Genomic DNA, 26,124 nt, shown 5'->3' on the forward strand with positions numbered 1-26,124 from the left:
TCCTCCCTAGCCGGGGTCGCCTGCGTCGTGTGCGTCGTCTGTGACCCTAACTGTCGGCGGCGCATGGCACGATCGGCACCGGACGTTTTCCACGGACGGGGAGAGGCGCGCAGTGTTCTGGTTTCTGCTGATCACGATGGTCGTGGTCGTCGCGGCGGTCACCCTGGCGGTGGTCGGCGGCGGCGACAGCGAGGTGCTGCCCGAGGCGGCCCCCCAGCAGCTGGTCGATCCGCTGCCCGCCACCCGCCCGGTCGACCGGGGCGACATCGAGGCGCTGCGGCTGCCGATGGCGCCGCGCGGCTACCGCATGGCGGACGTCGACGACGTCCTCGACCGGCTCGCGGCCGAGCTGGCCGAGCGGGACGCCCGGATCGCCGACCTGGAGGCCGCGCTCGCGGGTTCGGGCGCGGGGGCCGGTTCGCTGGCTCAGGGTCAGGCTCAGGACGGCGGCCCGGCGGGCTCCCAGGGCTCCCAGGGCTCCCTCGGCGGTACGCGGGAGGGTTCGGCGTGAGCGAGCAGGGCGGGGCCGTCCCGGGCCCCGACGGACGGCCGCGCTGCCCCTGGGGCCTGTCGACCGACGACTACGTGGCGTACCACGACGAGGAGTGGGGCCGCCCGGTCCACGGCGACGACGCCCTCTTCGAGCGGCTGTGCCTTGAGGCGTTCCAGTCCGGTCTTTCCTGGATCACGATCCTGCGCCGCCGCGAGGGCTTCCGCGCCGCCTTCGCGGGCTTCGAGATCGCGAAGGTGGCCCGGTTCACCGACGCCGACCGGGAGCGGCTCCTCGTCGACGAGGGCATCATCCGCAACCGCGCCAAGATCGACGCCACCCTCGCCAACGCCCGGCTGCTCGCCGACTGGGCCCCGGGTGACCTGGACGCCCTGATCTGGTCCTACGCCCCGGACCCGGCGACCCGCCCGGTCCCGCGCGGCACCGCCGACATCCCGGCGGTCACCGACGAGTCGACGGCCCTCTCCAAGGACCTGAAGAAGCGCGGCCTGCGCTTCATCGGCCCGACGACGGCCTACGCCCTGATGCAGGCGTGCGGGCTCGTCGACGACCACCTGGCGGACTGTGTGGCCCGGGGCGGCGCGGCGGCCCGCTGACGGGCCGCCCCGGCGCCCCGCCGGGCGGGGTCAGGGCCGGATCAGCGGCCCAGGTACGTCGGCTTCTCCTTGGCGATGAAGGCGTCCACCGCGATCCGGTGGTCCGCCGATGCGCCCGCCCGGGACTGGAGCTCGTCCTCCTTGTCCAGCGCCTCGGACAGCGAGTGGTCCGCGCCGAAGGCCAGGGACTCCTTGAGCGCCGCGTAGGCCACGGTCGGGCCCGCGGCCAGCTTGCGGGCCGTCCGCAGGGCCTCGTCGGCCAGCTCGGCGGCCGGCACGAGCCGGTTGACCAGGCCGAGCTCGTACGCCTCCTGGGCGCCGATCGAGCGCGGGAAGAGCAGCAGGTCGGCGGCGCGGCCGGGGCCGATCACACGGGGCAGCGTCCAGGACACGCCCGAGTCCGCGGTGAGTGCCACACCCGCGAAGGACGTGTTGAACGACGCCGTGTCGGCGACCACCCGGTAGTCCGCCGCGAGCGCGAAACCGAAGCCCGCACCGGCCGCGACCCCGTTCACCCCCGCCACCACCGGCTTCGCCATCCCGGTGAGCGCCCGGACGATCGGGTTGTAGTGCTCGCGCACCGTGTTCATGGTGTGCGAGGTGCCGGACTCCTGGTCCTCCTGGAGCAGCCCGACGTGCTCCTTCAGGTCCTGGCCCACACAGAACGCCCGGTCCCCGGCCGCCGTGAGCAGCACCGCGCGTACGGCTCCGTCGGCGGCGGCCGCCTCGACCGCGTCCCGCAGCGCCACCTTGGCCGCCACGTTCATCGCGTTCATGGCCTCCGGACGGTTGATCGTGATGGTGGCGAGCCCGTCGCCCACCTCGTACAGCACCGTGTCGGCCATCGATGATCCCTTCGCGTCTTCTCGGGTGTTCCCGCGTCTTCGCTTCGCTGGACCTGCTCAGCATGGCGGAGATCACCCCGCTCGCACATGTGAGCTGCGTCAAAGAATCGCCGCCTCCGAAGCCGCCCCCGGCCGAGCCGCGGCGGCGAAGTATCGCAGGTGGACCGGTGAAATGTGTGGCTTTGTGAAAGCGCGTTGCGGAAGCGATGCCACCTGATGTTGGTCATCGGGTCCTGTGATGCGGGATAATGACCTGGAAGCAATCGTGTTCGATGCTGACGATGAGCTGGTTTCAGGAAGGGGAACGAGCATGGCGGCCATGAAGCCGCGGACGGGTGACGGCCCGCTCGAGGTGACAAAGGAGGGGCGGGGCATTGTCATGCGCGTTCCGCTCGAAGGCGGCGGCCGGCTCGTCGTCGAGCTGACCCCGGACGAAGCGAAGGCGCTCGGTGACGCACTGAAGGACGTCGTCGGCTGACCCTCACCTGACGAGTTTTGCCGCTTCTGCCCCGGTACGGTACCCACCGCACCGGGGCAGCGGTGTATCCGGGGTCGGGTACCGCGCCTGGCTCAGGCGCCCCGGCGGACCGCGCAGAGCAGCCCGTCGCCCACCGGCAGCAGCGTCGGCAGCAGCTCCCGGCTCTCCCGGACCGTGCGCAGCAGCTCCCGTATCCGCTGCACCTCGGCGGGCTGGGCCGCCGAGTCCACCGTACGGCCGTCGGCGAACACGCCCTCGAAGCAGACGAGCCCGCCGGGCCGCAGCAGGCGCAACGATTCAGCGAGATAGTCGAGCAGTTCCAGCCGGTCGCCGTCGCAGAACACCAGGTCGTATCCGCCGTCCGCGAGCCGCGGCAGCACGTCCAGCGCCCGGCCCGGGATGAACCGCGCCCGGTTCCCCGCGAACCCCGCCGCGCGGAACGCCGCCTTCGCGTGCGCCTGCCGCTCCGGCTCCACGTCCACCGTGGTCAGCACGCCGTCCGGCCGCATCCCGAGCAGCAGATAGATGCCGGACACCCCGGTGCCCGTACCGATCTCCGCCACCGCCTTGGCGTCCGCCGTCGCCGCGAGCAGCCGCAGCGCCGCGCCGGTGCCGGGAGACACCGAGGGCAGCGCCGCCTCGCGGGCCCGGTCGCGGGCCCAGCGGAGCGCTTCGCCCTCGGCGACAAAGGCGTCGGCGAACGCCAAGCTCGTCTGCCGGTTGGCGGTAATGGCCCTCTCCCTGTCCCCGATATCGACGTACGCGACGCCACAGTTGACGCAGGCGTCGACTGTATCCGCTGCGCCCGGGAACCCGCAGATGGGACCGCGCGTTCCTACAGACAGGAAGCGACGGGGACGCCGGGACCGGAGACCGCCCCAAATTCGCGTAAAGATTCTTATCCGGAGCTAACGGGCGAGGTGGCTATGGTAGGGGCTCCACTGGACACCACCAGAGCCGACAGGGGAGGTGCGGCTGCGCCTGTGGATCGGAGAGGGAGGCTGCGGCGCCTTCTCGGGTCGGCGGGTGAGCCGAAATCCGTGATTGACACCGCTGACCGTTCCCGCACCGCCGATTCCGCACCCACCACCGCGACGTTCGCGCCGGACGCGGAATCGCAGGCGTGGACTCCGCCCAGCTGGGAGGAGATCGTCAGCACGCACAGCGCCCGGGTGTACCGGCTCGCCTACCGCCTGACCGGCAACCAGCACGACGCCGAGGACCTCACCCAGGAGGTCTTCGTCCGCGTCTTCCGCTCGCTGTCCTCCTACACGCCCGGCACCTTCGAGGGCTGGCTGCACCGCATCACCACCAACCTGTTCCTGGACATGGTCCGCCGCAAGCAGCGGATCCGTTTCGACGCGCTCGCCGACGACGCCGCCGAGCGGCTGCCGAGCCGCGAGCCGTCCCCGCAGCAGGCGTTCAACGACACCCACTTCGACGCCGACGTGCAGCAGGCCCTGGACACCCTCGCGCCCGAGTTCCGGGCCGCGGTCGTCCTCTGCGACATCGAGGGCCTGTCGTACGAGGAGATCGCCGCGACCCTCGGCGTGAAGCTCGGCACCGTCCGCAGCCGCATCCACCGCGGCCGCTCCCACCTGCGCAAGGCCCTCAAGCACCGCTCGCCCGAAGCGCGCGCGGAGCGGGCCCTCGCCGCCGTCGGATGGGAGGGCGAACCGGCGTGACCGGGACCACTCCGTCCGCTTCTCCCGAGGAACAGCGGCTGACGGAACACCACCTCGGGGACCGGCTCGCCGCGCTCGTCGACGGCGAACTCGGCCACGACGCGCGCGAGCGCGTCCTCGCGCACCTCGCCACCTGCACCCGCTGCAAGGCCGAGGCCGACGCCCAGCGCACCCTCAAGAGCGTCTTCGCCGCCGCCGCGCCGCCACCGCCGTCCGCCGGGCTGCTCGCCCGGCTCCAGGGGCTGCCGGGGCAGCCGGGGGGAGGGGATGACCGGGGGGGACCCTTCGACGACCTGCTGCGGGCCGGCGGCGTCCGCTCCGACGGCTTCGCCACGGCGGCGCCCGTCACCCCCGACACCGGCTTCCGCATACACGAGGTCGGCGACCGGGGCTCGGGCCGTGGCCGCCGCTTCGCCTTCGCGGCGGCCAGCGCGGTCTCCTTCGCGGCGATCGCCCTGAGCAGCACCCTGTCCATCGACGCGCCCCGGCCCGGCCAGGGCACCGGCAACAACGTCACCCCGCTGCGGGCCCCGGCGACCTTCGCCTCCGGATCCCGCCGCGAAACCCTCCCGGAGACCGCCCCGGCGACCCTCCCGGTGACGGCCCCCGCCACCCTGGTCCCCGCCCGGCTGGAACTCTCGCCGTTCGCCCCGCCGATGAACCCGGTGATGCGCCTCGCGTACGAGCCCGGCTACCCGACGGCCAGTCCGGCCCCCGGTCCCTCCCACCGCTGACCGGTGACCTGGTTGAATCCTCCTGATTGAATCCAGGGACGTTTCATCCAGGGACAGGGGCGCGCCGCCCGGCGATGCGGGCGGCGCGGACAGGCCGTCCGGTGCGGGGAGAGCATGAAGAACGGTAAGCCGACGTGGTGGAGCCGGCCGTCGGACACGGGGGCGGCCGAAGCCGCCGAGGACGCTGACTTCACCCTGGCCGCGCCGGTCGCTCCGGCTGCCCCGGCTCCGGCTGCCCCGGCTCCGGATCCGGCTGAGCCCGCACCTGCGGAGCCGGAGCCCGCCACCGAGGTGCTGCCCGTGCAGGCCCCGCAGGACGCGGCGCCCGAGGCCGTACCCGCGCCCGAGGCCGAGCCCGTACCGGCGCACGCGGAGCCGCACCCGCACACGGACCCGCACGGGTACCCCGAGCCACAGGCGGCGCGGGCCCCGCAGCCCGCTCCGCCGCTCCACGCGCCCGACCCCTACGCCACGCCGCCCTACGGCGAGCCCGGGCCCTGGGCCGCCGCGCCGCCGGTGGAGCGGCCGATGGCGGCCCCGGCCCCGCTGCCGCTCCCGGCCCCGGCCCCGGCGTACGACCCGTGGGGGGTGCGGCCCATCGGGCCTGCCGAGCAGGCGCCCAAGAAGAAGCGGCGCGGGCTGGCGCTCGTCGGGGCGCTGGCGTTCGCGCTCGTCACCGGCGTGATCGGCGGCGGCATCGGCGCGTACGTGGAGCGCAACGGCGGCATCAGCACCGTCGAACTGCCGCAGGCGGGCCCGCAGGACACCGACCGCGCGCCCGGCAGCGTCGCCGGGATCGCCGCCCGGGCGCTGCCCAGTGTCGTCACCATCCACGTCAGCGGCGGCGGCTCCTCCGGCACCGGCACCGGCTTCGTGCTCGACAACCGGGGCCACATCCTCACCAACAACCACGTCGTCGACGCCGCCGCGTCCTCCGGCGACATCTCGGTGACCTTCAGCAACGGCGAGTCCGCCCGCGCCAAGCTCATCGGCCGCGACACCGGCTACGACCTCGCCGTCATCCAGGTCCGGGGCGTCTCGGGCCTCAAGCCGCTCGCCCTCGGCAACTCCGACAACGTCCGGGTCGGCGACCCGGTCGTCGCCATCGGCGCGCCCTTCGACCTGTCCAACACGGTCACCTCCGGCATCATCAGCGCCAAGGAGCGCCCCATCACGGCGGGCGGCGAGAAGGGCGACGGCAGCGACGTCAGCTATGTCGACGCGCTCCAGACCGACGCCCCGATAAACCCCGGCAACTCCGGCGGCCCGCTGGTCGACGGCAAGGGCCAGGTGATCGGCATCAACAGCGCGATCCGCGCGGCGGGCAGCGGCTCCGGCGGCGAGAGCGGCGGCCAGGCGGGCTCCATCGGCCTCGGCTTCGCCATCCCGGTCAACCAGGCCAAGCGGGTCGCCGAGGAACTGATCAACACCGGCAAGGCCACCCACCCGGTGATCGGCGTCAGCCTCGACATGGCCTACAGCGGCGACGGCGCCCGGGTCGGCGACAAGGGCAAGGGCGGCACCGGCTCGGTCACCCCCGGCGGCCCCGCCGCCAAGGCGGGCGTCCGCCCCGGCGACGTCATCACCAAGGTCGACGGCCAGCGCGTCCACAACGGCGAGGAACTCATCGTCAAGGTCCGCGCCCACCGCCCCGGCGACCGCCTCGAACTCACCCTGACCCGCAACGGCAAAGAGCAGACAAAGACCCTGACCTTGGGATCCTCCAGCGGAACCTGAGCACGGGGCACGCACGCAGCACAGTTGGTGCCCGCCCGCCACGTGGAGGACACCACCCGGTACCCGCCGGACGGTTTCGGCGGGTACGGTGGAGCGGGCCCGGGACCGGCGTGAAGGAGCTACAGGGTGTTCAGCGACATAGGCGCGCTCGAGCTGGTGACGCTCGTGGTGCTGGCCGTGCTCATCTTCGGCCCCGACAAGCTGCCGAAGGTCATCCAGGACGTCTCGCGGTTCATCCGCAAGGTCCGCGAGTTCTCGGACAGCGCCAAGGCCGACATCCGCAGCGAGCTCGGCCCCGAGTTCAAGGACTTCGAGTTCGAGGACCTGAACCCGAAGACCTTCATCCGCAAGCAGCTCGCGGAGAACGAGGACCTGAAGGACCTGAAGGAGCTCCGCTCCACCTTCGACCTCAAGAAGGAGATGAACGACGTGGCCGACGCGGTGCACAGCCGCGAGTCCGCGCCGTCCGTCGCGCCCGCCGCGACCCCGAGCGCCCCCGCCGCCGTGAACGGCAGCGGCACCGGGCCCGATCTGCTGAAGAAGCAGGACAAGCCGGACGGCGGCGAGCGTCCGCCGTACGACGCGGACGCCACCTGACGACGGCCTGTCACCGACCCACTGCGCGTGGGTGGCTATCCTCCCTCTGTTGACGGAACGAGGAGGCGGCCGAGATGAAGACGACGAGTCGGGTGGAAGCCGATGGCTTTCTGCGCGCACCCTTCGCCTGGTACGGGCTCGACGAGGCGTTCACCGGCCCGCGCCGGCTGATGCAGATCGGCACGGCGGCGGACGGGAGCGTGCAGCACGGGTCGGTGGGCCACGGTGACGAGCCGTCGATAAAGTCGGAGGCCGCCGGGCAGGAGAAGGAGCGGTTCGCGATCGTCGTGACGGTCGCCGCGAACCCCGTACGCCGCACCGGCGACGGCACCGGCGTCCTCGACGCCACCACCGTCTCCTCGGCCGCCTGGCTGGCCGGCTCGGGGCTGCTCGCCCACACCTGGCCCGCGCAGCTCGACCACATCCGGCGCGACAACTGGCTGGACCAGCAGACCGAGACCGCCTTCGAGCTCGCCGACGACCTCGAAGGCCCCGCCTGGTCCACCCTGTCGCTGCCCGTGGACGGCGTCCCCGTGCCCTTCCACTACCGCGAGTCCGAGTTCGGCTGGGTGCTCGCCGGATCCGCGACGGACGTCCACATCGGCGCGTACGGGCGCGGGATGAGCGCCTACGGCCTCGCCTTCGCGCAGGTGAAGGACCTCGGCGCGTACGCCTGACCGGATCGGTTCCCGGGTACGGCGAAGGGCGCCCCGCACACGCGCGGGGCGCCCTTCGCCGTGCCTCGTGTTCCGAGAGGCCCTAGAACTTGTTGCGCGGGGTGATGCCCAGGCTCATGCCCGACAGGCCGCGCGCCCGGCCGCCCAGCTTGCCCGCGATCGCGCGCAGCGCCGCGCCCGCCGGGGACTCCGGGTCCGACAGGACCACCGGGCGGCCCTCGTCGCCGCCCTCGCGCAGCCGTACGTCGATCGGGATCGAGCCGAGCACCGGCACCGTCGCGCCGGTCGTCCGGGTCAGGCCGTCGGCGACCTTCTGGCCACCGCCCGAGCCGAACACGTCGACCATCTCGTCGCAGTGCGGACAGGGCAGCCCCGACATGTTCTCGACCACGCCGACGATCTTCTGATGGGTCTGCACGGCGATCGAACCGGCCCGCTCGGCCACCTCGGCCGCCGTCTGCTGCGGGGTGGTGACGACCAGGATCTCGGCGTTCGGCACCAGCTGCGCCACCGAGATCGCGATGTCGCCGGTGCCCGGCGGCAGGTCCAGGAGCAGCACGTCCAGGTCGCCCCAGTACACGTCCGCGAGGAACTGCTGGAGCGCGCGGTGCAGCATCGGGCCGCGCCACACGACCGGCGCGTTGCCCGGGGTGAACATGCCGATCGAGATGACCTTCACGCCGTTCGCCGACGGCGGCATGATCATGTTCTCGACCTGGGTGGGACGGCCGTCCGCGCCCAGCATCCGGGGCACGCTGTGGCCGTAGATGTCGGCGTCGACGACACCGACCTTCAGGCCGTCCGCCGCCATCGCCGCCGCCAGGTTCACGGTGACCGACGACTTGCCGACACCGCCCTTGCCGGACGCCACCGCGTAGACCCGGGTCAGCGAGCCCGGCTTGGCGAACGGGACCTCGCGCTCGGCCGTGGTGCCGCGCAGCGCCGCCGCCAGGTCCTTGCGCTGCTCGTCGCTCATCACGTCCAGGGCCACGTCGACACCGGTCACGCCGTCGACCCGGGAGACCGCCTCGGTGACCCGCTGGGTGATGGTCTCGCGCATCGGGCAGCCGGAGACGGTCAGATAGACCGTGACCGCCACCCGTCCGTCGGCACCGATGTCCACCGACTTGACCATGCCGAGCTCAGTGATCGGCTTGTTGATCTCGGGGTCGTTCACCGTCGCCAGTGCCTCGCGCACCGCGTCTTCCGTAGCCATGTAGTGATGGTACGGCGCCGACCACGGCCACATGAAAGACCCGTCAGCGGTCGGGTACGTCACTCCGCCCCGCGCCGTCCGGCGGGAATAGATCACGCGGGTCACGGCGGTCGCCGTCGCGGTTCTCCAGCTCCTTCATCAGGTCCTGGAGCTCGGAGCGCATCCAGTCGCGGGTGGCCACCTCGCCCAGGCCCATCCGCAGCGCCGCGATCTCCCGGGTCAGGTACTCGGTGTCGGCGATCGAGCGCTCGTTCTGCTTGCGGTCCTGCTCCAGATTGACCCGGTCCCGGTCCGCCTGCCGGTTCTGCGCGAGCAGGATCAGCGGAGCGGCGTACGACGCCTGGAGCGACAGCATCAGGGTCAGGAAGATGAACGGGTAGTTGTCGAAGCGGAGCTCGCCGGGCGCGGACACGTTCCACACCACCCAGGCGATGATGATCACCGTCATCCAGACGATGAACCGGCCCGTGCCGAGGAAACGCGCGATCCGCTCCGAGAGCCGCCCGAACGCCTCCGGGTCGTACTCCGGGAGCATCCGGGGACGCCGGATCCGGGGCTGGTCCAGCCGGATCCGCGGCAAGGACCGCTCCCGCTCCTTCTCCCGCTCCTTCTCCCGGTCCCGTTCCTTCTCGCGCTCCTTCTCCCGGTCACGCTCCCGTTCGCGCTCCCGGTCCTTCTCCCGGTCGCGGAGCCGGTCGCGCAGCCGGTCCCGGTCCTTCTGCCGGTCCTTCTGCCGGTCCCTCTCCCGGGGCCGCCCCTTCTCGCGGTCGCGCTCAGCCACCGTGCGCCCCCTCCTCGTGGAACTCCGTCTCCCGCCAGTCGTCGGGCAGCAGGTGGTCGAGCACGTCGTCGACCGTCACCGCGCCGAGCAGCGAACCGCTCTCGTCCACCACCGGCGCCGCCACCAGGTTGTACGCGGCGAAATAGCTGGTCACGGCGGGCAGCGGGGTGTCCGGGCCGAGCGGCGGAAGTCCGCTGTCCACCATCCCGCCGACCAGCGTGAACGGCGGGTCCCGCAGCAGCCGCTGGAAGTGCACGGTGCCCAGGTACTTGCCCGTCGGCGTCTCGTCCGGCGGCCGGCACACGTACACCTGCGCCGCGAGCGCGGGCGACAGGTCCTGCTGCCGCACCCGGGCCAGCGCGTCCGCGACCGTCGCGTCCGGCCGCAGCACGATCGGCTCGGTCGTCATCAGACCGCCCGCGGTGCGCTCCTCGTACGACATCAGGCGCCGCACGTCGGCGGCGTCGTCCGGCTGCATCAGGGTGAGCAGCCGCTCCTTGTCGTCCTCCGGCAGCTCGTTCAGGAGGTCGGCCGCGTCGTCCGGGTCCATCGCCTCCAGGACGTCGGCGGCCCGCTCCTCCTTCAGCTCGCCCAGGATCTCGATCTGGTCGTCCTCCGGCAGCTCCTCCAGGACGTCGGCGAGCCGGTCGTCGTCGAGCGCGGCGGCCACCTCGACCCGGCGCTTGGGGGAGAGGTGGTGCAGCGCGTTGGCGAGGTCGGCCGGGCGCAGCCGCTCGAACGTGGCCACCAGGCTCTCCGCGCCCTGCCCGTGCTCCTCCAGGGAGAAGCCGCTGACCGCCGACCAGTCGACCGTCAGGGTCTCGCCCTTGCGGCGCAGCGCGCCGCCCTTGCCACGCCGTACGAAGACCTTGTCGATCTCCCAGTCGCGGCGGGCCGGGAGCTGCTGGACGGCCACGTCGAGGACGGTGACCTCCTCGCCGGTCTCCACCAGCGTCACCCGCCGGTCGAGCAGCTCGCCGAGGACGAGGCGCTCGGTGGGGCGCTGCTCGAAGCGCCGCATGTTCACCACGCCGGTCGTGATGACCTGGCCCGACTCCACACCGGTGATCCGGGTCATCGGCACGAACACCCGGCGCCGGGACAGCACCTCGACGACCGCGCCGAGCAGCCGCGGCGGCCTGCGGCCGACCCGCAGCATCGCCACCAGGTCGCTCATCCGGCCGACCTGGTCGCCGACCGGGTCGAACACCGGCACTCCGGCGAGATGGGAGACGAAGATCCGGGGGGCGCCTGCCGCCATGCCACGCGCCTCCTCGATGCCGCACGATTCGGGTCGGTCTGGGACGCTCGTCCCGCTTGCCGGGTTCAGGCTAGCCCGTGCCGACCGGTGCCGCTTCGGCAGAGCGCCCGTCCGGCTGCCTGCGGGCCGCCCGCCACGCCCGGGTACGCTGCGGTCTGCCGCCCCCCACCGGCTCCGGACCCATGGCCCGGCTTCTTCCCCCACCGCCAGAGAGGCGCCCAGGTGTCCCTTCTCCCTCCGTCCTCGCGCATCCGCGGGACCGTCGTGCCGCTGGCGCTGTGCGCCGGCCTCGTGGCCGGCCTGGCCGGCTGCGCGGCCGACCCGGACGAGGGGACCAACGGCGTCGGGAAGCTGGAAGCCTCGGCGATCGAGAAGAAGGCGCAGACGGCGGCGGACGCGGCCAAGGCGGTACGGCTGTCCGGCACGCTGGTCAGCAAGGGCGGCGCGTACAAGCTCAACATGCGGCTCAAGGCGGACGGCGCGGCCGGGTCGGTGACCACGAAGAACAGCACCTTCGAGCTGCTGCGGGTCGGCGACGCGCTCTTCCTGAAGGCCGACGCGGGCTTCTGGGAGCACGACGAGGCGGCCCCGAGCCCCTCCGAGCCGCAGTCCGACGAGGCGGGCTCGGAAGCCGCCGACAAGCTCGGCGACATGTACGTGAAGGTGCCGCAGGACGACCCCTCGTACAAGCAGCTGCGCGGCTTCACCGACATGAACCTGCTGCTCGACGGTCTGATCGGGCTGCACGGCGACCTGGTCAAGGGCGAGCACGAGACGATCGGCGGGGTGCGCACCATCAATGTGAAGGGCGGCGAGGACGGCGAGGGCGGCTCGCTCGACGTGTCGCTCGACGGCACGCCGTTCCCGGTGCGGTTCGCGCGGGGCGGCGGCGCCGGGGTGGTGGTGCTGTCGGAGTGGGACAAGGACTTCCCGCTCGCGGAGCCCGAGAAGGGCCAGACGCTCGACTACGGCAAGCAGTTGCCCCGGACCTGAGCCCTGGGCGTTCTGAGCGGCTAGCGGCGGCGCTTGCGGCCGAGCAGCAGCTTCGGCAGCGCGGCGGGCACCGGCCGCCGGGTGATCCCCGGGGACGGCAGCGGCGCGGCGGCCAGCGAGCCGTCCGGCAGGTCGGTGGTGGACCCGCGCGGGTCGAGCCGGACGAGCCGGCACTCGCGCGCCCAGCGCTCCGGCATGGCCTCGCCGTCGGAGGCGTTCAGCCGCTTGCCCTTGAGCTCGGCGACGGCCGCGTCCCACTCCGCCGTGCCCGGCGGGATCTCCCGTACGGCGGCGGTCCAGGCGACCACCCGGCCGCCCTTGTCCTTGCTGCGCACGGTGACCTCGGCGGTGCCGCCGTCGACGAGGCCGGGCAGCGGCTGCTCGCCGGGCCCGTCTCCGACGAGGTGGGCGGCGCCGTCGTGCCACACGTGCCACAGCGGCCGGGCCGCCGCGACCTCGCCCCGTACCCAGATGAGGCCGGACTTCTTGGTGGCCTCCTCGACGAGGGCGGGCCCGAGCAGCGCGTCAGCAGTCATGCCCGCAGCTTAGGGCGTGGCACGCCGCGCCGGTCCGGCTCACAGCCAGCCGTTGCGCTTCAGGGTGCGGTGGATGGAGAAACAGACCACGGCGATGGTGCCCATGACGAGCGGGTAGCCGTAGGTCCACTCCAGCTCCGGCATGTGCTCGAAGTTCATCCCGTACACGCCGCAGACCGCCGTGGGGACGGCGACGATCGCCGCCCACGAGGTGATCTTGCGCATGTCCTCGTTCTGCGCGACGGTCGCCTGCGCCAGGTTGGCCTGGAGGATCGAGTTGAGGAGTTCGTCGAAGCCGACGACCTGCTCCTGGACCCGGGCGAGGTGGTCGGCGACGTCCCGGAAGTACTTCTGGATGTCCGGGTCGACCAGCCGCATCGGCCGCTCGCTCAGTAGCTGCATGGGCCGCGTCAGCGGCGACACCGCCCGCTTGAACTCCAGGACCTCGCGCTTGAGTTGGTAGATCCGTCCGGTGTCGGTGCCGCGCGTGGAGCCCTTCGCGGCGGGCGAGAAGACGTCGATCTCCAGCTGGTCGATGTCGAGTTCGACGGCGTCGGCGACCGCGATGTAGCCGTCGACGACATGGTCGGCGATGGCGTGCAGCACGGCCGACGGGCCCTTGGCGAGCAGTTCGGGCTCGCTCTGCATCCGGTGCCGGAGGTTGCGCAGCGAACCCTGGCCGCCGTGCCGGACGGTGATGACGAAGTCGGGGCCGGTGAACACCATCACCTCGCCGGTCTCCACCACCTCGCTGGTCGCGGTGAGTTCGGCGTGCTCCACGTAGTGGATCGTCTTGAAGACGGTGAAGAGGGTGTCGTCGTACCGCTCCAGCTTCGGCCGCTGGTGGGCGTGGACGGCGTCCTCGACGGCGAGCGGGTGCAGCCCGAACTCGGCGGCGATGCCCGCGAATTCGGCCTCGGTCGGCTCGTGCAGACCGATCCAGGCGAAGCCGCCGCTCTCCCGCACCTGGCGCATCGCGCCGCGCGGGGTCAGGCACGCCCGGTCGTCGACCCGGCGGCCGTCGCGGTAGACGGCGCAGTCGACCACGGCGCTCGCGGCCGTGGGGTCGCGGGTGGCGTCGTAGTTCGCGTACGGGGAGGCCGAGACGGCCCCGGTCTTGCGCCGCGGGTGCAGCAGGGACGGCCGCACGGCGGCACGCAGGTCACGGATCATCGACATGGCGGGCTCCTTCACGGAGAGGCCGTCGGCGAGCGTGGCGCAGCCCGGAATCTGGACGTGACGCTGTGTCGTCCACAAAGCGGGCGGCACCGGGGTTCGCGGTGACGGCGTTCGCTACAGACAGGAAAGGAGAAGTGCTCTTCCGTCGTACGAACTGCCGGAGAGGAGGGGACCCACGACACCGGGGGTCCGCCACGTCAACGCAGGGAAGAACGCACCGGGCTCGGATGCGGTGCGGCGGAAGAGCGGCTGGTACTGCCCGATCGACTTCGATCCATCGCAGTCCCACCTCCTCCGGCCGGTCCCTCGTGAGGGATGACGTGTGACGAGCAGTCGGCTATCCCGACCAGTGGCCAAGACTATCAGCCGACTGAGGGTCAATCCCTTACTTTGCCCGTTCCATACGCGCTTTATGCTCGCGGCATGGCAGAAATTCTCGCTCTGGTCGAGGCCCGGCTCCGCACGGCCCTCGGCGAGCCGGACGCGCGCGCCGCGGTCACCTTCCTCGGCACCGACCGGATCGAAGTGCTCCGGTTCATCGACACCGAGGCCGGGCTGGTCCGCTACGCGACCCTCGGAATGTCCGCCCAGCCGATGGCCGACCCGACCTCGGCCCTCGCCGACCCGGTCAAGGGCCCGCGCGCCGAGCTGGTCCTTTCGGTACGGGTCGGCCGCGCCGACACCGACCAGGTGCTCCGCCCGCTGGCCGTGCTCGCCGCCACCCCGCAGGTGGAGGGCGTGGTCGTGGCCCCCGGCGCCTCCCTCGACGTCGGCGACCCGCTGTGGCCGGGCGCCCCCTTCACCTCGGTCCTGGTCGCCGAGTCCGGCGGCCTGGTCGAGGACCTGGAACTCGACCCGCCGTACGACCCGGTGCGCTTCCTGCCGCTCCTCCCGATGACCCCCACCGAGGCTGCCTGGAAGCGGGTGCACGGGGCGCAGGCCCTGGAGGAGCGCTGGCTGACGAACGGCACGGACCTGCGCGATCCGCTGCGGAGGCCGGTGGCGCTGGACTGAGGCCGCGGGGCTGGACCCCGGACACACCACGAGGCCGCCGGGTTGCCCCGGCGGCCTCGTGGTTTCTCAGGTGACCCCCGGATCAGCTCCGGGGGTCACGGCTCGGTCAGCCCTCGTCCCACATCTGGGGAATCGGCCTTCCCGTCCACGGGTCGATCCCCGCGTCCCGCAGCCGGTTCTCGGCTTCGAGATTCACGTACGGGGTGGATCCCGCCCCGCGCAGCGACTCGTCGCTGAGCGGGAACTCGGCGGAACCGTCCGCGAAACCGTCCGCGAAACCGTCCGTGAGGATGTTCGTCAGGAACTCGGTCATGCCGTACGGGTAGCGGGCCCACCCGCCGTGGTGACGTGACCACACGGCCACCGGCCAGGCGTCCGGGTCCGGCCCGGCGGTCATCCAGCACAGCGCGTCGGCGCCGCTGCTCTCACCCCACACCAGCATGTCCCGAAGGTCGGGGCGGTCGGGCAGGGACGCGTCCTGCCAGTTCGCCATGCCCTCCTCCCGGAGGGTGTCCTCGGGCAGCCGGTCGACCGTCAGCGCGGCCGCGGGCCGGCCGACCCGCGGCACCGAGACGAAGACGTCCTCGCCGAGGGTTCCGGCGCCGAACCGGTCGACGAACGCCTTGTAGTCGGCGGGGAAGACGAGACCGTAGTCCGCCTCCACGGCGGTCCAGTCCACCGTCTCGGTCAGCTCGTGCAGCGGAGTGACCATCTCGAAGAGCCTCGGCGGCCTGTCGTGCATGTGCGACTCGCTTTCCGTCATGGCGTGGCACCTACCGGCACCGGGCCTCCTTGGTGTTCGACCAGTCCGATGTTGCGCCAGGTGCCGAATCTGTTGCTGTACATGGTGTTCGGCACGATTTCATCCAGCTTGAGCTTCCCCGGCTTGCCGTTCAAGGTCGAGGTCGCCTTCATCACGTACGCCGTGGGCACGGTCCGGTCCTCCGCGTACACCGGGGTGACGCTGTAACGGACCAGCTCGCCCCGGTCGATCGCTTCCTTGACCTTGACCTCGTGGGAGTACATGTGGCCGGGCATTCCGGGGTCGTCCTTCGCGACCCTGGTCGCGTTGGCCGAGCGGGCGCAGGTGGAGATGTTCGCGGGGTCCAGCCCGTCACCGCCGAACTGGCCGCCGATGAGGTGGCAGGCGTTGACCCATGACCCGGGAGGCCGGTTCCCGAGGTAGCCGGCGTAGTCACGGGCCCACTTGTAGCCGGGGGGAGCCACTTCCTTCCAGTTGGTGTCCTTGCCCGGGTTGGCGGCCAGGTAGGCGCTGTCGAGGCACGCCGTGGCACCCGTGGCCCGGTTGCCGTGCGCCGTGTCCACGTCTCCGTACTTGATCCAGCCCTTGCCGTCCTCACGGCAGTCGCCGTCGTCGTCCTGGCCGTTGCCGGTGCCCGGTCCCGGGTCCGCGCCCGGCGCGCCCTGGGTGTCCGGGGCCTGGTCCGGGCTGAAGACCTCGGCGGCACCGCCGGCCAGCATGGCCAGCAGGTTGGCGCCGCTGACGACCATGTCGACGCCCTTGGTGGCCGTCCAGATGGCCGTGCCGGGGTCCCAGTCCGGCTTGGGGATGTGCTTCGGCGCCGGCGGCGGGTTCTTGCCGGTGTAGGGGTTCTGCGGGATGGGGGGCTTGGGCGGTGCGGTCGGCTTCTTCGGCCGGGTCAGGGTGGAGGTGCCGCCGCGGTTCCGGCCGCCGCCCCCGTAGTTGTTGCCGCTTCCCGAGTTGTCGATGCGGCCCGACGAACCCGAACTCGGCGGCGAACCGTTACCGCACATCCAGTGGTTGCAACTGCTGGGCGGGTTCGGGCAGATGGCCACGCCCGCGCCGCAGCGGTTGCCGCTGCCGATGCTGTTCTCACCCGCGATGAACGCTTCCCAGAACGAGCACGCGACCGGACCCGCCACCCGCTTCAGCCACCAGGTCTTGGAGGTCTTGCGCCGCGGGTCGAAGCAGTCCCACACCAGGTGACCCGTCGGGTCGATCCCGTTCATCGAGCTCGCGTTGGCGTACGTGTAGCGGTTGGCCTGGACCGAGGGGTCCGGGTCCAGCTGCCACGTGTCGCGACTGGTGAAGCCGCCGGTGCCCGGCTGGTACCAGCGGGCCGCCATGTTGACCTCGCCCGTGGACGGGTCCGTCCAGCCGGACTGGTAGCCGACCGACGGGCTCGTGCCGTTGCCCGCGGTCACCTTGCCGGAGGCGTCGTACGCGCGCGAGGAGCTGACCTGGGTGCCGTCCGCCGTGAGGCTGGCGACCAGGTCGGTGTGGCCGTCGGTGACGGCGAGCCGCGCCGAACCCGCGGTCCCGGTGGTGGCGCTGGCGAGCAGCGTGCCGCCGGGGGTGCGGCTGTAGGTGGAGGTGCCGTCCTTGACCAGGTTGTTGGAGCCGCCGTCGTACTGGAAGGCGGTGCCGTTGTGGGTCATGACCCGGTCGAGCGAGTCGTAGGTGAAGGTGCTCGTGCCGTTCGTCACCGTGCGCTCGAAGGCGTCGGAGTTGATCGTGCGAGCCGGTCCCGCGGTGTCCGTGATGCCCTTGACCGTGCCGCGAGCGGAGTAGTCGAAGGTCTGGGTGCCCCAGGTCTGGAGCCGGTTGCGGGAGTCGTAGGTGCCGGTGATGTCCCCCTTCTTGGTGAGGTTGCCGGCCTTGTCCCACTCATAGGCGGTGGTGGTGCCGCCGCTGGTCTCGGACGTCATGCGTCCGGCCAGGTCGTAGCCGTACGTCCGGGCGCCCGCCCCGGCCGTACCCGACGTGGTCTTCTTGACCAGGCGGTTGTCGAGGTCGTACTCGTAGGCCGTGCCCTGGACCTGGGTGCCCCCGGTGGTCTTCTTGACGCTGTCGTCCGCGAGGCGGCCGAGGCTGTCGTAGGTGTACGAGCGCTTCGAGCCGACCGTCCAGGTGCCACCGGCGCCGGGGCGGGCGTACTCGTCGGCGGTCGGGCGTCCGGCCGCGTCGTAGTCGCTGCGCACCTGGGTGCCGGTGAGCGGGTCGGTCGTGGTGTCCAGACGGCCCGCGGTGTCGTAGGTGAAGGCCGTCGCGCCCGCCGCGTCCGTCCGGGCCGTCATCTTGCCGTCCGCGTCGTACGCGTAGGACGAGGTGCCGCCCGGGCCGTCCGTGGTCAGGAGCTGGCCGCGGTCGTTGTAGGTGTACGTGCTGCCCGCGGCGACGCCGTCGCCGCCGACGCCGGTCAGCCGGCCGGCGAGGTCGTACGACAGCGACCGGGGCCGGGTGGCCACGGCGGTGCCGGAGCCGGTCTCGGCGGTGAGCCGGCCCAGGTTGTCGTACGTCTTCTGCCGCTTGACGTTGCCCGGCAGCAGTTCGGTGACGAGCTGCCCGGCCGCGTCGTAGACGTTCGTCCAGGTGCGGACGTCCGGGTTCCAGTGCAGGGTCGTGGCGGGCTCGATCGTCGACTCCGGCTGACCCCACGCGTTGAACGTGTAGTACGTGGCCTTTCCGCGACCGTCGGTCAGGCGCGTGCGGTTGCCCGCCGCGTCGTAGCCGAAGGTCGTGGTGATCGAGTCGGCGGGCGTCGCGGTGACGGGCTCCACCTGCTTGGTGACCCGGCCGAGCGCGTCGTACGTGTACGTGCTGCGCGCGCCGGTCGCCGAGACGGACGCGGTGACGTTGCCGTCGGCGTCGTACTCGGTGCTCGTCGTGCGCAGGGCCGTGGCGCCCGTGCCGTAGTCGGTGACGGAGGTCGGGCTTCCGGCGAGGTCGTACGCGGTGACGGTCCTGCGGCCGGTCGCGTCCTTGCGCTCGGTCGGGCGGCCGAGACCGTCGTAGCCGGTGCTGCTGACGCCGCCGGCCGGGTCGGTGACCGTCAGGCTCTGGCCGGCCTTGTCGTACGTCGAGCTGGTGATCCGCCCGCCGGGCGTGGTCGAGGAGACCTGGTTGCCGGCGTCGTCCCAGGTGTACCGGGAGACGAGGTTCTGGAGCGTGGGCCTGCGCTCGACCGTGGTGGCGGTGAGCTTGCGGCCCAGCTCGTCATAGGTGGATTCGGTGCGTGCTCCGGTCGGGTCGGTCGCCGACAGCGGCAGACCGGTCGGGGTCCAGGTGTAGGTGGAGACTCCACCGCCGGACAGGCCGGTGGGGGTGCCGCCGAGCCCGGTCGCGCCCGGGGCCTGCAGGCCCTGCGCACCACCGGCGGCGGGATCGGTCGAGCTGACCAGGTTGCCCAGCTGGTCGTACGCGTAGGTACGGACGCGGCCGAGCGGGTCGGTCGTGGAGGCCGTGTTGCCGACGGCGTCGTACGTCGTGCGCGAGACGGCCGTGATCGGCGCGGTCGCACCCGGCGGGGTGTAGTCGGGCAGCGTGAGCGCGACGGTGCGGCCCAGCTTGTCGGTCTCGGTCCTGGTCACCAGGCCGCGCGGGTCGCGCGTCTCGGTGGCCTCGCCGAAGGTGTTGTAGCCGGTGAGGGTCTTGGGGGTGACGGCCGTGGCCGCACCGCCGTTCTCCTCGGCCTGCACCTGCGGTGAGGTCTCCTCGACCGGGCGGCCGAGCACGTCGAACCGGCCGGTGCTGGTGATGCCGCGCGGGCTGGTCCGGGTGAGCGGAAGACCGCGCTGGTCGAACGTGGCCGTCGAGACCCGGGTGGTGGTGCCGTCGGTGACGGTCTGCTTGGTCGGGTTGCCCACCGCGTCGTACTCGGTGGTCGACGTGACCTTCTTGCCGGTGCCGTCGACGGACTGGGTCTGCTCGGCGACCCGGTCCTCCGCGTCGTACGCGAAGGTGGAGACCCGGTTCAGACCGGTCGGGTCGAACACCGTGCGGGTGACCCGGCCGAGCGCGTCGACCGTGTTCACGGTGGTGGCCCCGCCGGGCGCGGTCGACGACACCGGGTTGCCCGCGCCGTCGTAGACCGTCGTGCCGAGGACGATGTCCTTCTTGGTGCCGTCGGCCTGGGTGACCCGCTTCGCCGTCGCCGTGGCCTTGAGGCCGTCGTCGTAGTAGGTGAAGGCGGTCGTGGCGCCCATGGCGTCCGTCGTCGAGGCCAGTCGGCCCGCCGGGTCGTACGCCTTCGACTCCAGGACCAGGTCCCGGGTCTGCCCGGACGGGTCGCCGGTCCAGTTCTTCAGGACCGACTCGGCGACCTGGCCGCGCTTGGTGTAGCTGGTCGTGACGACGTTGCCCGCGGGGTCCGTCGCGCTGATCACCCGGCCCAGGGCGTCGCGGCCGTACGTGGCCTTGTTGCCGGCCGCGTCGGTCACGCTGTCGTTGAGGCCGCGGCTGTCGTAGCCGTAGGTGGTGGTGCGGGTGGCGTCGCCGCCGGTGGTGTCCTCCGTCGATTCGGTGAGCAGGTGCCCGTCGGCGTCGTAGGCGCGGCTGATGCGCGCGGTGTGGGTGACGCCGGTGATCTCGTTCTGCACGCCCGGGCCGGTCTCCGCGACGACGCGGGACATGGCGTTGTAGGCGTACGAGGTGGTGACACCGGCGGGGTTGGCGTCGGAGATCTGGGTCTCGGTCGCCTTCCGGCCGATGCCGTCGTAGGTGTACGTGCTGACCGCGCCCGACGGTGCCGTGGTCCTGGCCAGGTCACCGGAGGCGAAGTACGCGTACGAGACGGTGGCGCCGCCGGTGGACTTCTTCGAGGCCACCAGACCCGCCGGGACGGTCCCGCCGCCCACCGCGGCCTCGGTGCCCGTGGTGTAGGTGGTGACCGCGGTGCGGCCGTCGACCGAGGTGACGGTGTCGGTCAGACCGAGGGCCGTGTACGAGGTCGTCGTCCGGTAGCGGGTGTCGCCAGGTCCGGAGGACCGGCCGTCGAGGATCGCGGTCTGCTTGCCGTTGCGCAGGTCCAGCTTGTCCGCGGGGTTGTTGTAGTACTCCGCGAAGGAGGTCCAGCAGGAGTTGGCGTCCCGGCAGGTCGTCGTCGAGACGGTGTTGCCGCGCTCGTCGTGACCGGTGATCGTCGCGTGCCCGTTGGGGTCGGTGACCGTGTGCAGGAAGCCGCCGGTGTCGTACGCGTACGTGGTGACACCGCCGTCCGCGTTCGTCGTGGCCGTACGGCGCTGGCCGCGTACCGCGTCGAAGGTGCTGGACGTCTTCGCGCCCGTCGGGTCGGTGACGGTCACCGTCGACGACAGCGAGGAGCCCGAGGCGTAGGCGCGGGCGCCGTAGTGGCGGGCCACCTGGTCACCGGTGAGGGTGCGCGGGTAGACCGCGACCTCGTCGATCTGGCCGGTGAGGTACTGCACGCCGTCGCCCGGGGAAGCGGGCCACCAGGAGGTGTACCCGGCACCGATGTAGGTGCGCTGGTTGTTCTCGTGGGTGACCGGCACGGTGGTGGTCTGGGCGACCTGGGCGCCGTCGAGGTACAGGGTGTGGGTGGCACCCTTGGCCGTGACGACGGCATGGTGCCATTCGCCGTCCGTGACCGTGTTCGGCGAGGTGTTGGTCGCGGCGACGCCACGGGTGAAGTACTGGCCGTGGAGCTTGTTGTCCGAGCCCACGTACAGGACGGGGGCGTAGGAGGCGGCGTCCGGGAGCGGCTTCTCCTGGTCGCTGAAGAGCACGCCCGGCTTGGTGGTCCTGAACCACAGCTCGGTCGACAGGTCGGTGCTCGACTGGTGGCCGCCGGTGAGCTCGGCCCAGCCGTCGCCCTTGAACTCGGCGGCGGTTCCGTCGCCGGGCCCGAACGCGCCGGGCACGCCGAGCGCCGTCTTCGTGTAGGTGCCGTCGGCACCGGCGGCGGCGACCTTGTTGCGGACGGTGGTGCCGCCGGTCTCGTCCAGCTGCCAGTAGCCGGCCGGGGCGTCCGCCATCACGACGCCCTCGTACTGGCTCCCGTTGCCGGAGACCAGCCGGTTGCGGGCCTTGAAGTGGTCCGCGACGGTGGCCGCGTCCAGCTCCTTGGAGTAGAAGGCGGCCTCGTCGAGCTGCCCGCTGAAGTAGCGGGTGGCCGGGGCCTGGGAGTCCCACGCCTCGCTGGAGTAGCCGCCGCCGAGGTAGGCGTAGGCCAGGGTCTCCGGGTGGACGGCGTCGGGCTGCGAGCCCAGCTTCACGCCGTCCAGGAACAGCGACTGGCCGTTGGGGCCTCCGGTGAGCACGGCGTGGTGCCACTTGTTGTCGGTGACCTTCGTGCCGCCCATGACGGGCCAGCCCGCGGACGGGGCGGTCCAGAAGTGGCCGCGCAGCTTGCCCTCGGCGTCGATGACCAGGCTCGGGTTCCACATCTGCGGAACGGTGCCCAGCTCGGTGTTCTGCAGGGCGAGCAGCACGCCGCTCGGCTTGTCCGTGCGGAACCACAGCTCCACGGACAGGGACGCGGCCCCCGCGATCGACTCGGACGGGACCTGGACGGCGCCCTTGGTGCCGTCGAGGGTGATCGCGCCGTCGTCGCCGTCGAGGAACGCGCCGACGCCGTCGAGGGCGACGCCGTCACGGTAGGAGCCGTTGCCGCCGGCGGATATCTCGTCCGCCGCGGCGGCTCCGCCGCTGTCGCCGAAGCGCCAGTAGTTGACCGGGCCGGAGGCGCGGACCGCGTCGCTGTACGCCTGCGAACCGGCGGAGTACCGCGGCTCGGAGATCTGCCAGACGCCGCCGTTCTCGTCCGTCACCTTGGTCGCGCGGCCGGTGTCACCGTCGTACTCGACCTCGGCGCTCACCCGGCCGGACGGCAGGGTCGCCTTGGTCAGCTTCGAGGAGCCGGTGCGGGCCGCGAAACGGGCCTTGATCGCGCCCGCGTCGAGCGCGCGGTGGTAGACCGCGACCTCGTCCATCAGGCCCTGGTAGTAGCGGGTGCCGTAGGTGCCCGCGCCGTCCCAGCTCTGGTCGGTGAAGCCGGCGCCCAGGTAGGTGAAGGTCTTGCTGGAGTGGCTGACCGGGCCCGCGAGCGTGCCCACGGCCGTGCCGTCGAGGTAGAGCGTCTGCCCCGTGCCGGAGCTGGTGATGGCCGCGTGGTGCCAGGTGTTGTCGGTGACCACGGCGGGCGAGGACATCGGGAGCACCCCGCCGTCCGACTTCTCGAACGCGCCGCGCAGCTTGCCCGCCGAGTCGACGAACAGGACCGGGTTGTAGACGCCGGGATGCGTCGGACCCAGCCGGTCGTTCTGGAAGCCGACGAGCACGCCGTTCGGCTTGTCGGTCTTGAACCAGAGCTCCACCGACAGCACGGTCGACGCGGCGAGCGTGGACTCGGGCAGCTCGATGGAGGAGGTGGTCCCGTTGAAGGACACGGCCTTGTTGCCGGTGGCCGCCAGGGCACCGGCCGAGCCGAGGGTGACGTCGCGGTAGTGGGCGCCGTTCATCCCGGTGCGGGAGACCGCCTCACTGGCCGCGGTCTCGCCCTCGCCCTCGTTCAGCCGCCAGTAGCCGACCGGGCCCGCGTCCTGCACGATGCCCCGGTAGTGCGATCCGGCCGTGTACGTGTAGCCGGAGCACGCGGTGCTGGAATCCGGCGGGCAGACCTTGGTCAGCTGGTCGCCGCTGTAGGTGTACGACCAGGTCAGGGCGGGGGCGGCGGGGCCGACGGCGTCGGTGGACACCGAGGCCACGTGCGCGCCGCTCCAGGTGAAGGTCAGCGCGCGCTTCGACAGCGCGTCGGTGGCCTTGGTCAGCTTGCCACCGGTGTAGGTGAGCAGCTGCTCGCGGCCGTGACCGTCCTTGACCTTGGTCAGGCGACCGGTGGCGTCGAAGGTGTGGAGGGTGGCCGCCGCGTCGCGCAGCGTCCAGCCTCCGCCGGTGACGGCGGTGAGCACGTCCGCGGAGCCGGACGGCGCGCTGTAGCTGCCGTCGCTGTTCTTGCCGAAGCGGACCTGGCTGCCGCTGTCGAGGGTGATCAGGAGGCTGCCGTCGGGTTCGGCGACGGCCCGCATGTCCCAGCGGGTCGCCCAGCCGGTGCCGAAGGCGTTGGTGGTGCGCGGGTCCTGCGAGTTGTAGGTGCGGGTGACGGCGAGCTCGGGGCCCGCGCTCGGCACGGCCGCGTCGGTGGCGGCGGTGGCGTAGTTGCCCGCGCGTTCGCCGAACGTCCGCCCGCTGTCGGCGCCGCCCAGGTGGGAGGTGATGACGGGCTGCGGCACCTGCGTGGTGAGGATGGAGGGGGCGGTGCGCGAGGACTGGTCCTTGCCGTCGTTCGCGTACGCGTACCAGGCGTAGGTCTTGGCCCAGTTCAGCCAGCCCGCCGGGACCGTCCAGCTCTCGGACGCCGCGTGGGTGTTGCCGCGGCAGTTCTTCCGTACGTCCTTGCCCTCGACCTCGCACACCTCGAACTGGTAGGTCAGCGAGCCCGGGGACTTGTCCAGGTCGGTGGCCCGCGCCCACAGCGTCGGGTTGAGGGTGTCGATGACCGTGCCGCTCGGCGGGGCGGCGGCCGTCAGGTACGGCGGGGAGTTGACGGCGTCGAAGCGGACCGTGGGGCCCGGGACTCCGTCGTCGACGAAGCTGCGGACGCCGTACTCGTCCATGGTCCACTGGAGGGTGTACGTGCCGGGCGCCAGCGGGGCGATCTTGGCGTCGACGGTGGCGGAGCCGCCGGGGCCCACGTCGTACGGCATCGGCGTCCACCGGATCTTGCTCCAGTAGTCACCGCCGACCTTGTTGCCGTTGGCGTCGAACAGGTCGTAGCGCAGCTTGTAGTTGCTCGTCCTGCCCCAGGTCTGCTGCCCCTGGTTGGTGACGGTGACCTTGAAGGCACCCTCGGAGGTGGCCGTCGGCGGGGTGACGAAGCCGCCGAGGCCGTACGTGGCCCCGTACTTCGACCAGGTGACGTCGAGGCTGGGCTTGCCGTTCGGATAGTTGTCCGAGCCGAACTTCTTCCAGCTGTACGAGTCGTTCGTCGCTGCCTTCACGGCGAGGCCGTAGTTGGGCTTGCGGCCGTGCGTCCAGTCGTCGACCAGCTTGCGGCCGGACTCGCCGAGCGGGATCGACTCCCAGGCGGCGGCGCCGCAGGGCCAGCTCGACGAGCCTTCCGGCCGCCAGGCGTGCGCGAACGACTTGGAGCCGAGCGCGCCGCCGGTGGCGGGGCCGGGGTAGCTGTTGGTGCTGCCCTCGGACCAGTTCGAGGTGATCTCGTGGACGGTCACCGGCCGTGCGGTGCACGAGTACGAGAAGGTGTTGTAGAGGCTCAGGTTCGCGTTGATGACGAACGCGTTCTTGAGGGTGGTGTCCAGGCCGTTGAACTTCAGGAACGAGGCGGCCTTGTGGCTGCCGCCGTCGTACGTACCGGCCTTGAGCTCGGTGGAGCCGGAGAAGTTCTGGGTGTACGGCGACTCGACGTAGGTGCCGGAGGCCGCCTCCAGGCCGTTGACCGAGGGGTCGACCTTCACCGGGAAGACCCGCTCCGGTGCCGACAGCCACTTCTGGTCAAGCTTCACGACCAGGACCTGCTGGGAGCCCTCACGGGCGAGGCCGTAGGTGACTCCGGAGGAGATGGCGCCCTCGTCGGAGCGGGGGTCCTTCTTGGAGTCCTCCATCCAGCCTGCGGGCATGGAGCCCTGCTGACGGCCCGCGCCGTCGTGGAAGGTGACGCCGCCGTGCCCGTCGAGCTTCGCCGTCAGCCCCTTCAGGGCCAGCGGGAAGCGCCACTCGGTCGGCGCGGCCTTGTCCTTGAGGATCAGCGTCTCCTTGACGGAGTCGCTTCCGGCGATCAGTTCCACGTCGGCCGAGGGGCGGACGTCGGGGTACGTGATCACGCTGCCGACGACCCGGCCCTGCGAGCGGGCCGCGCCCTCGATCGCGTAGCCGATCGCGGCGGTGTCGTTCACACCGAGGCGCACAAACGTTTCCGCGTCGGCGAACTCGGAGAAGTAGATCTTGTCCTCGGTCGACCTCGCCTGCCAGCCGGACCCCGGGGTGGCCTCGTCGCGCGCCGACGGCGCCTTCGCGAGCCGGGTGTCGACCGGCTTCCAGGCGCCGTCGGCGCCACGGAAGTTGACCCGCTCGTTGTAGTAGCGGGTCGTGAAGGTGCCGTCCGGATTGGCGAACGTCCGCGCGTCGGCGGCCCGCTTGCCGGGTACCTCCGTGCTGGCCTTGGGATCGAAGCCCTGCGGAGCGGCCCGTCGTGGGGACGGGGCGTTCCGGTACGAGGGCAACGGGGTCTTGGGCGCCTTGCCCAGCTGCAGCCGGGTGGTGCCGGAGTCGGGAGCGAGTTCGCCGGACGCCTTCAGGGCACCGGCGCGACCGCCGGACGCGTCCGCGTCCGTGGCGTCGCCCGAGGCGCTGTGGCCGCGCCCGCGGGCCGACCCCCAGCCCTGCTCGGGCCGTTCGCCGGCACTCGGCCCGGATCTCGCTGCGGTCGACTGGCCGACCGCCAGCGCCGCTTGTTCTGTGCCCGCGAGCACAGTCATGGTGATC

Annotated in this window: 18 protein-coding genes and 1 pseudogene; 10 read left to right on the forward strand and 9 right to left on the reverse strand. The window is 72.0% G+C overall.

The window, feature by feature from the left end; all coding sequences use genetic code 11:
• Nucleotides 1-112 precede the first annotated feature (112 nt).
• Both ACIPXM_RS04970 and ACIPXM_RS04975 read left to right on the forward strand, forming a co-directional pair.
• A complete protein-coding gene (locus ACIPXM_RS04970; protein ID WP_401651986.1) occupies nucleotides 113-511 on the forward strand; it encodes a DivIVA domain-containing protein in 399 nt (132 codons plus the stop codon).
• The gene (locus ACIPXM_RS04975) at nucleotides 508-1,107 is read left to right on the forward strand and encodes a DNA-3-methyladenine glycosylase I (protein ID WP_401651988.1); all 600 of its coding nucleotides are present in this window, start codon (nucleotides 508-510) and stop codon (nucleotides 1,105-1,107) included. Before ACIPXM_RS04970 ends, ACIPXM_RS04975 begins: the two co-directional genes overlap by 4 nt.
• A 41-nt stretch (nucleotides 1,108-1,148) precedes the next feature.
• Here ACIPXM_RS04975 and ACIPXM_RS04980 read toward each other — a convergent pair whose 3' ends face one another.
• A complete protein-coding gene (locus ACIPXM_RS04980; protein WP_401651990.1) occupies nucleotides 1,149-1,952 on the reverse strand; it encodes an enoyl-CoA hydratase/isomerase family protein in 804 nt (267 codons plus the stop codon).
• Nucleotides 1,953-2,262: 310 nt separating this feature from the next.
• Here ACIPXM_RS04980 and ACIPXM_RS04985 point away from each other — a divergent pair, with 310 nt between their 5' ends.
• Entirely contained in the window at nucleotides 2,263-2,430 is a 168-nt protein-coding gene (locus ACIPXM_RS04985; protein ID WP_205628308.1) for a DUF3117 domain-containing protein, read from the forward strand.
• A 92-nt stretch (nucleotides 2,431-2,522) separates the two neighbouring features.
• Here ACIPXM_RS04985 and ACIPXM_RS04990 read toward each other — a convergent pair.
• A pseudogene (locus tag ACIPXM_RS04990) lies at nucleotides 2,523-3,213 on the reverse strand (O-methyltransferase).
• Between the two features lie 143 nt (nucleotides 3,214-3,356).
• Here ACIPXM_RS04990 and sigE point away from each other — a divergent pair.
• The 5 genes from sigE to ACIPXM_RS05015 all read left to right on the forward strand — a co-directional run bounded on the left by sigE (nucleotide 3,357) and on the right by ACIPXM_RS05015 (nucleotide 7,860).
• Nucleotides 3,357-4,115, forward strand: coding sequence for an RNA polymerase sigma factor SigE (gene sigE / locus ACIPXM_RS04995; protein ID WP_401651992.1), 759 nt, complete (start codon nucleotides 3,357-3,359; stop codon nucleotides 4,113-4,115).
• A complete protein-coding gene (locus tag ACIPXM_RS05000; RefSeq protein WP_401651994.1) occupies nucleotides 4,112-4,849 on the forward strand; it encodes an anti-sigma factor family protein in 738 nt (245 codons plus the stop codon). The genes sigE and ACIPXM_RS05000 overlap by 4 nt, the downstream gene beginning before the upstream one ends.
• Before the next feature lie 114 nt (nucleotides 4,850-4,963).
• Entirely contained in the window at nucleotides 4,964-6,586 is a 1,623-nt protein-coding gene (locus ACIPXM_RS05005) for a trypsin-like peptidase domain-containing protein (protein WP_401651995.1), read from the forward strand.
• A 126-nt stretch (nucleotides 6,587-6,712) separates the two neighbouring features.
• Nucleotides 6,713-7,183, forward strand: coding sequence for a sec-independent translocase (locus tag ACIPXM_RS05010; protein ID WP_401651997.1), 471 nt, complete (start codon nucleotides 6,713-6,715; stop codon nucleotides 7,181-7,183).
• Between the two features lie 74 nt (nucleotides 7,184-7,257).
• Nucleotides 7,258-7,860 carry a hypothetical protein gene (locus tag ACIPXM_RS05015; RefSeq protein WP_401651999.1) on the forward strand — a complete coding sequence of 201 codons (603 nt, stop codon included), beginning with the start codon at nucleotides 7,258-7,260 and terminating at the stop codon, nucleotides 7,858-7,860.
• Nucleotides 7,861-7,942: 82 nt separating this feature from the next.
• On the opposite strand, the gene ACIPXM_RS05020 is transcribed toward ACIPXM_RS05015, so the two are convergent.
• The 3 genes from ACIPXM_RS05020 to ACIPXM_RS05030 all read right to left on the reverse strand — a co-directional run bounded on the left by ACIPXM_RS05020 (nucleotide 7,943) and on the right by ACIPXM_RS05030 (nucleotide 11,118).
• Nucleotides 7,943-9,076, reverse strand: a complete 1,134-nt coding sequence (locus ACIPXM_RS05020; protein WP_401652001.1) for an Mrp/NBP35 family ATP-binding protein — start codon at nucleotides 9,074-9,076, stop codon at nucleotides 7,943-7,945.
• A 43-nt stretch (nucleotides 9,077-9,119) separates the two neighbouring features.
• Entirely contained in the window at nucleotides 9,120-9,779 is a 660-nt protein-coding gene (locus ACIPXM_RS05025) for a DUF1003 domain-containing protein (protein WP_401652507.1), read from the reverse strand.
• Nucleotides 9,780-9,849: 70 nt separating this feature from the next.
• Nucleotides 9,850-11,118 carry a magnesium transporter MgtE N-terminal domain-containing protein gene (locus tag ACIPXM_RS05030; RefSeq protein WP_401652003.1) on the reverse strand — a complete coding sequence of 423 codons (1,269 nt, stop codon included), beginning with the start codon at nucleotides 11,116-11,118 and terminating at the stop codon, nucleotides 9,850-9,852.
• A 222-nt stretch (nucleotides 11,119-11,340) separates the two neighbouring features.
• Between ACIPXM_RS05030 and ACIPXM_RS05035 the strand changes: the two genes are divergently transcribed.
• Nucleotides 11,341-12,111: a hypothetical protein gene (locus ACIPXM_RS05035; protein ID WP_401652005.1), complete on the forward strand. Its 771-nt coding sequence runs from the start codon at nucleotides 11,341-11,343 to the stop codon at nucleotides 12,109-12,111.
• 20 nt (nucleotides 12,112-12,131) lie between these two features.
• Here ACIPXM_RS05035 and ACIPXM_RS05040 read toward each other — a convergent pair whose 3' ends face one another.
• Nucleotides 12,132-12,647, reverse strand: a complete 516-nt coding sequence (locus tag ACIPXM_RS05040; RefSeq protein ID WP_401652008.1) for a hypothetical protein — start codon at nucleotides 12,645-12,647, stop codon at nucleotides 12,132-12,134.
• Between the two features lie 39 nt (nucleotides 12,648-12,686).
• Entirely contained in the window at nucleotides 12,687-13,826 is a 1,140-nt protein-coding gene (locus tag ACIPXM_RS05045; RefSeq protein ID WP_401652010.1) for a magnesium and cobalt transport protein CorA, read from the reverse strand.
• A 423-nt stretch (nucleotides 13,827-14,249) separates the two neighbouring features.
• On the opposite strand from ACIPXM_RS05045, the gene ACIPXM_RS05050 reads away from it, so the two are divergent.
• Nucleotides 14,250-14,840, forward strand: coding sequence for a suppressor of fused domain protein (locus tag ACIPXM_RS05050; protein ID WP_401652012.1), 591 nt, complete (start codon nucleotides 14,250-14,252; stop codon nucleotides 14,838-14,840).
• A gap of 106 nt (nucleotides 14,841-14,946) precedes the next feature.
• Here ACIPXM_RS05050 and ACIPXM_RS05055 read toward each other — a convergent pair whose 3' ends face one another.
• Together ACIPXM_RS05055 and ACIPXM_RS05060 are read right to left on the reverse strand one after the other, a co-directional pair.
• Nucleotides 14,947-15,603, reverse strand: coding sequence for an SMI1/KNR4 family protein (locus ACIPXM_RS05055; RefSeq protein ID WP_401652014.1), 657 nt, complete (start codon nucleotides 15,601-15,603; stop codon nucleotides 14,947-14,949).
• The gene (locus ACIPXM_RS05060) at nucleotides 15,600-26,117 is read right to left on the reverse strand and encodes a LamG-like jellyroll fold domain-containing protein (protein ID WP_401652016.1); all 10,518 of its coding nucleotides are present in this window, start codon (nucleotides 26,115-26,117) and stop codon (nucleotides 15,600-15,602) included. Before ACIPXM_RS05060 ends, ACIPXM_RS05055 begins: the two co-directional genes overlap by 4 nt.
• Nucleotides 26,118-26,124: the final 7 nt, after the last annotated feature.

Origin of the sequence: Streptomyces sp. NPDC090025, assembly GCF_044748125.1 — a bacterium.
In the GTDB taxonomy this organism is placed as follows: Bacteria; Actinomycetota; Actinomycetes; order Streptomycetales; family Streptomycetaceae; genus Streptomyces.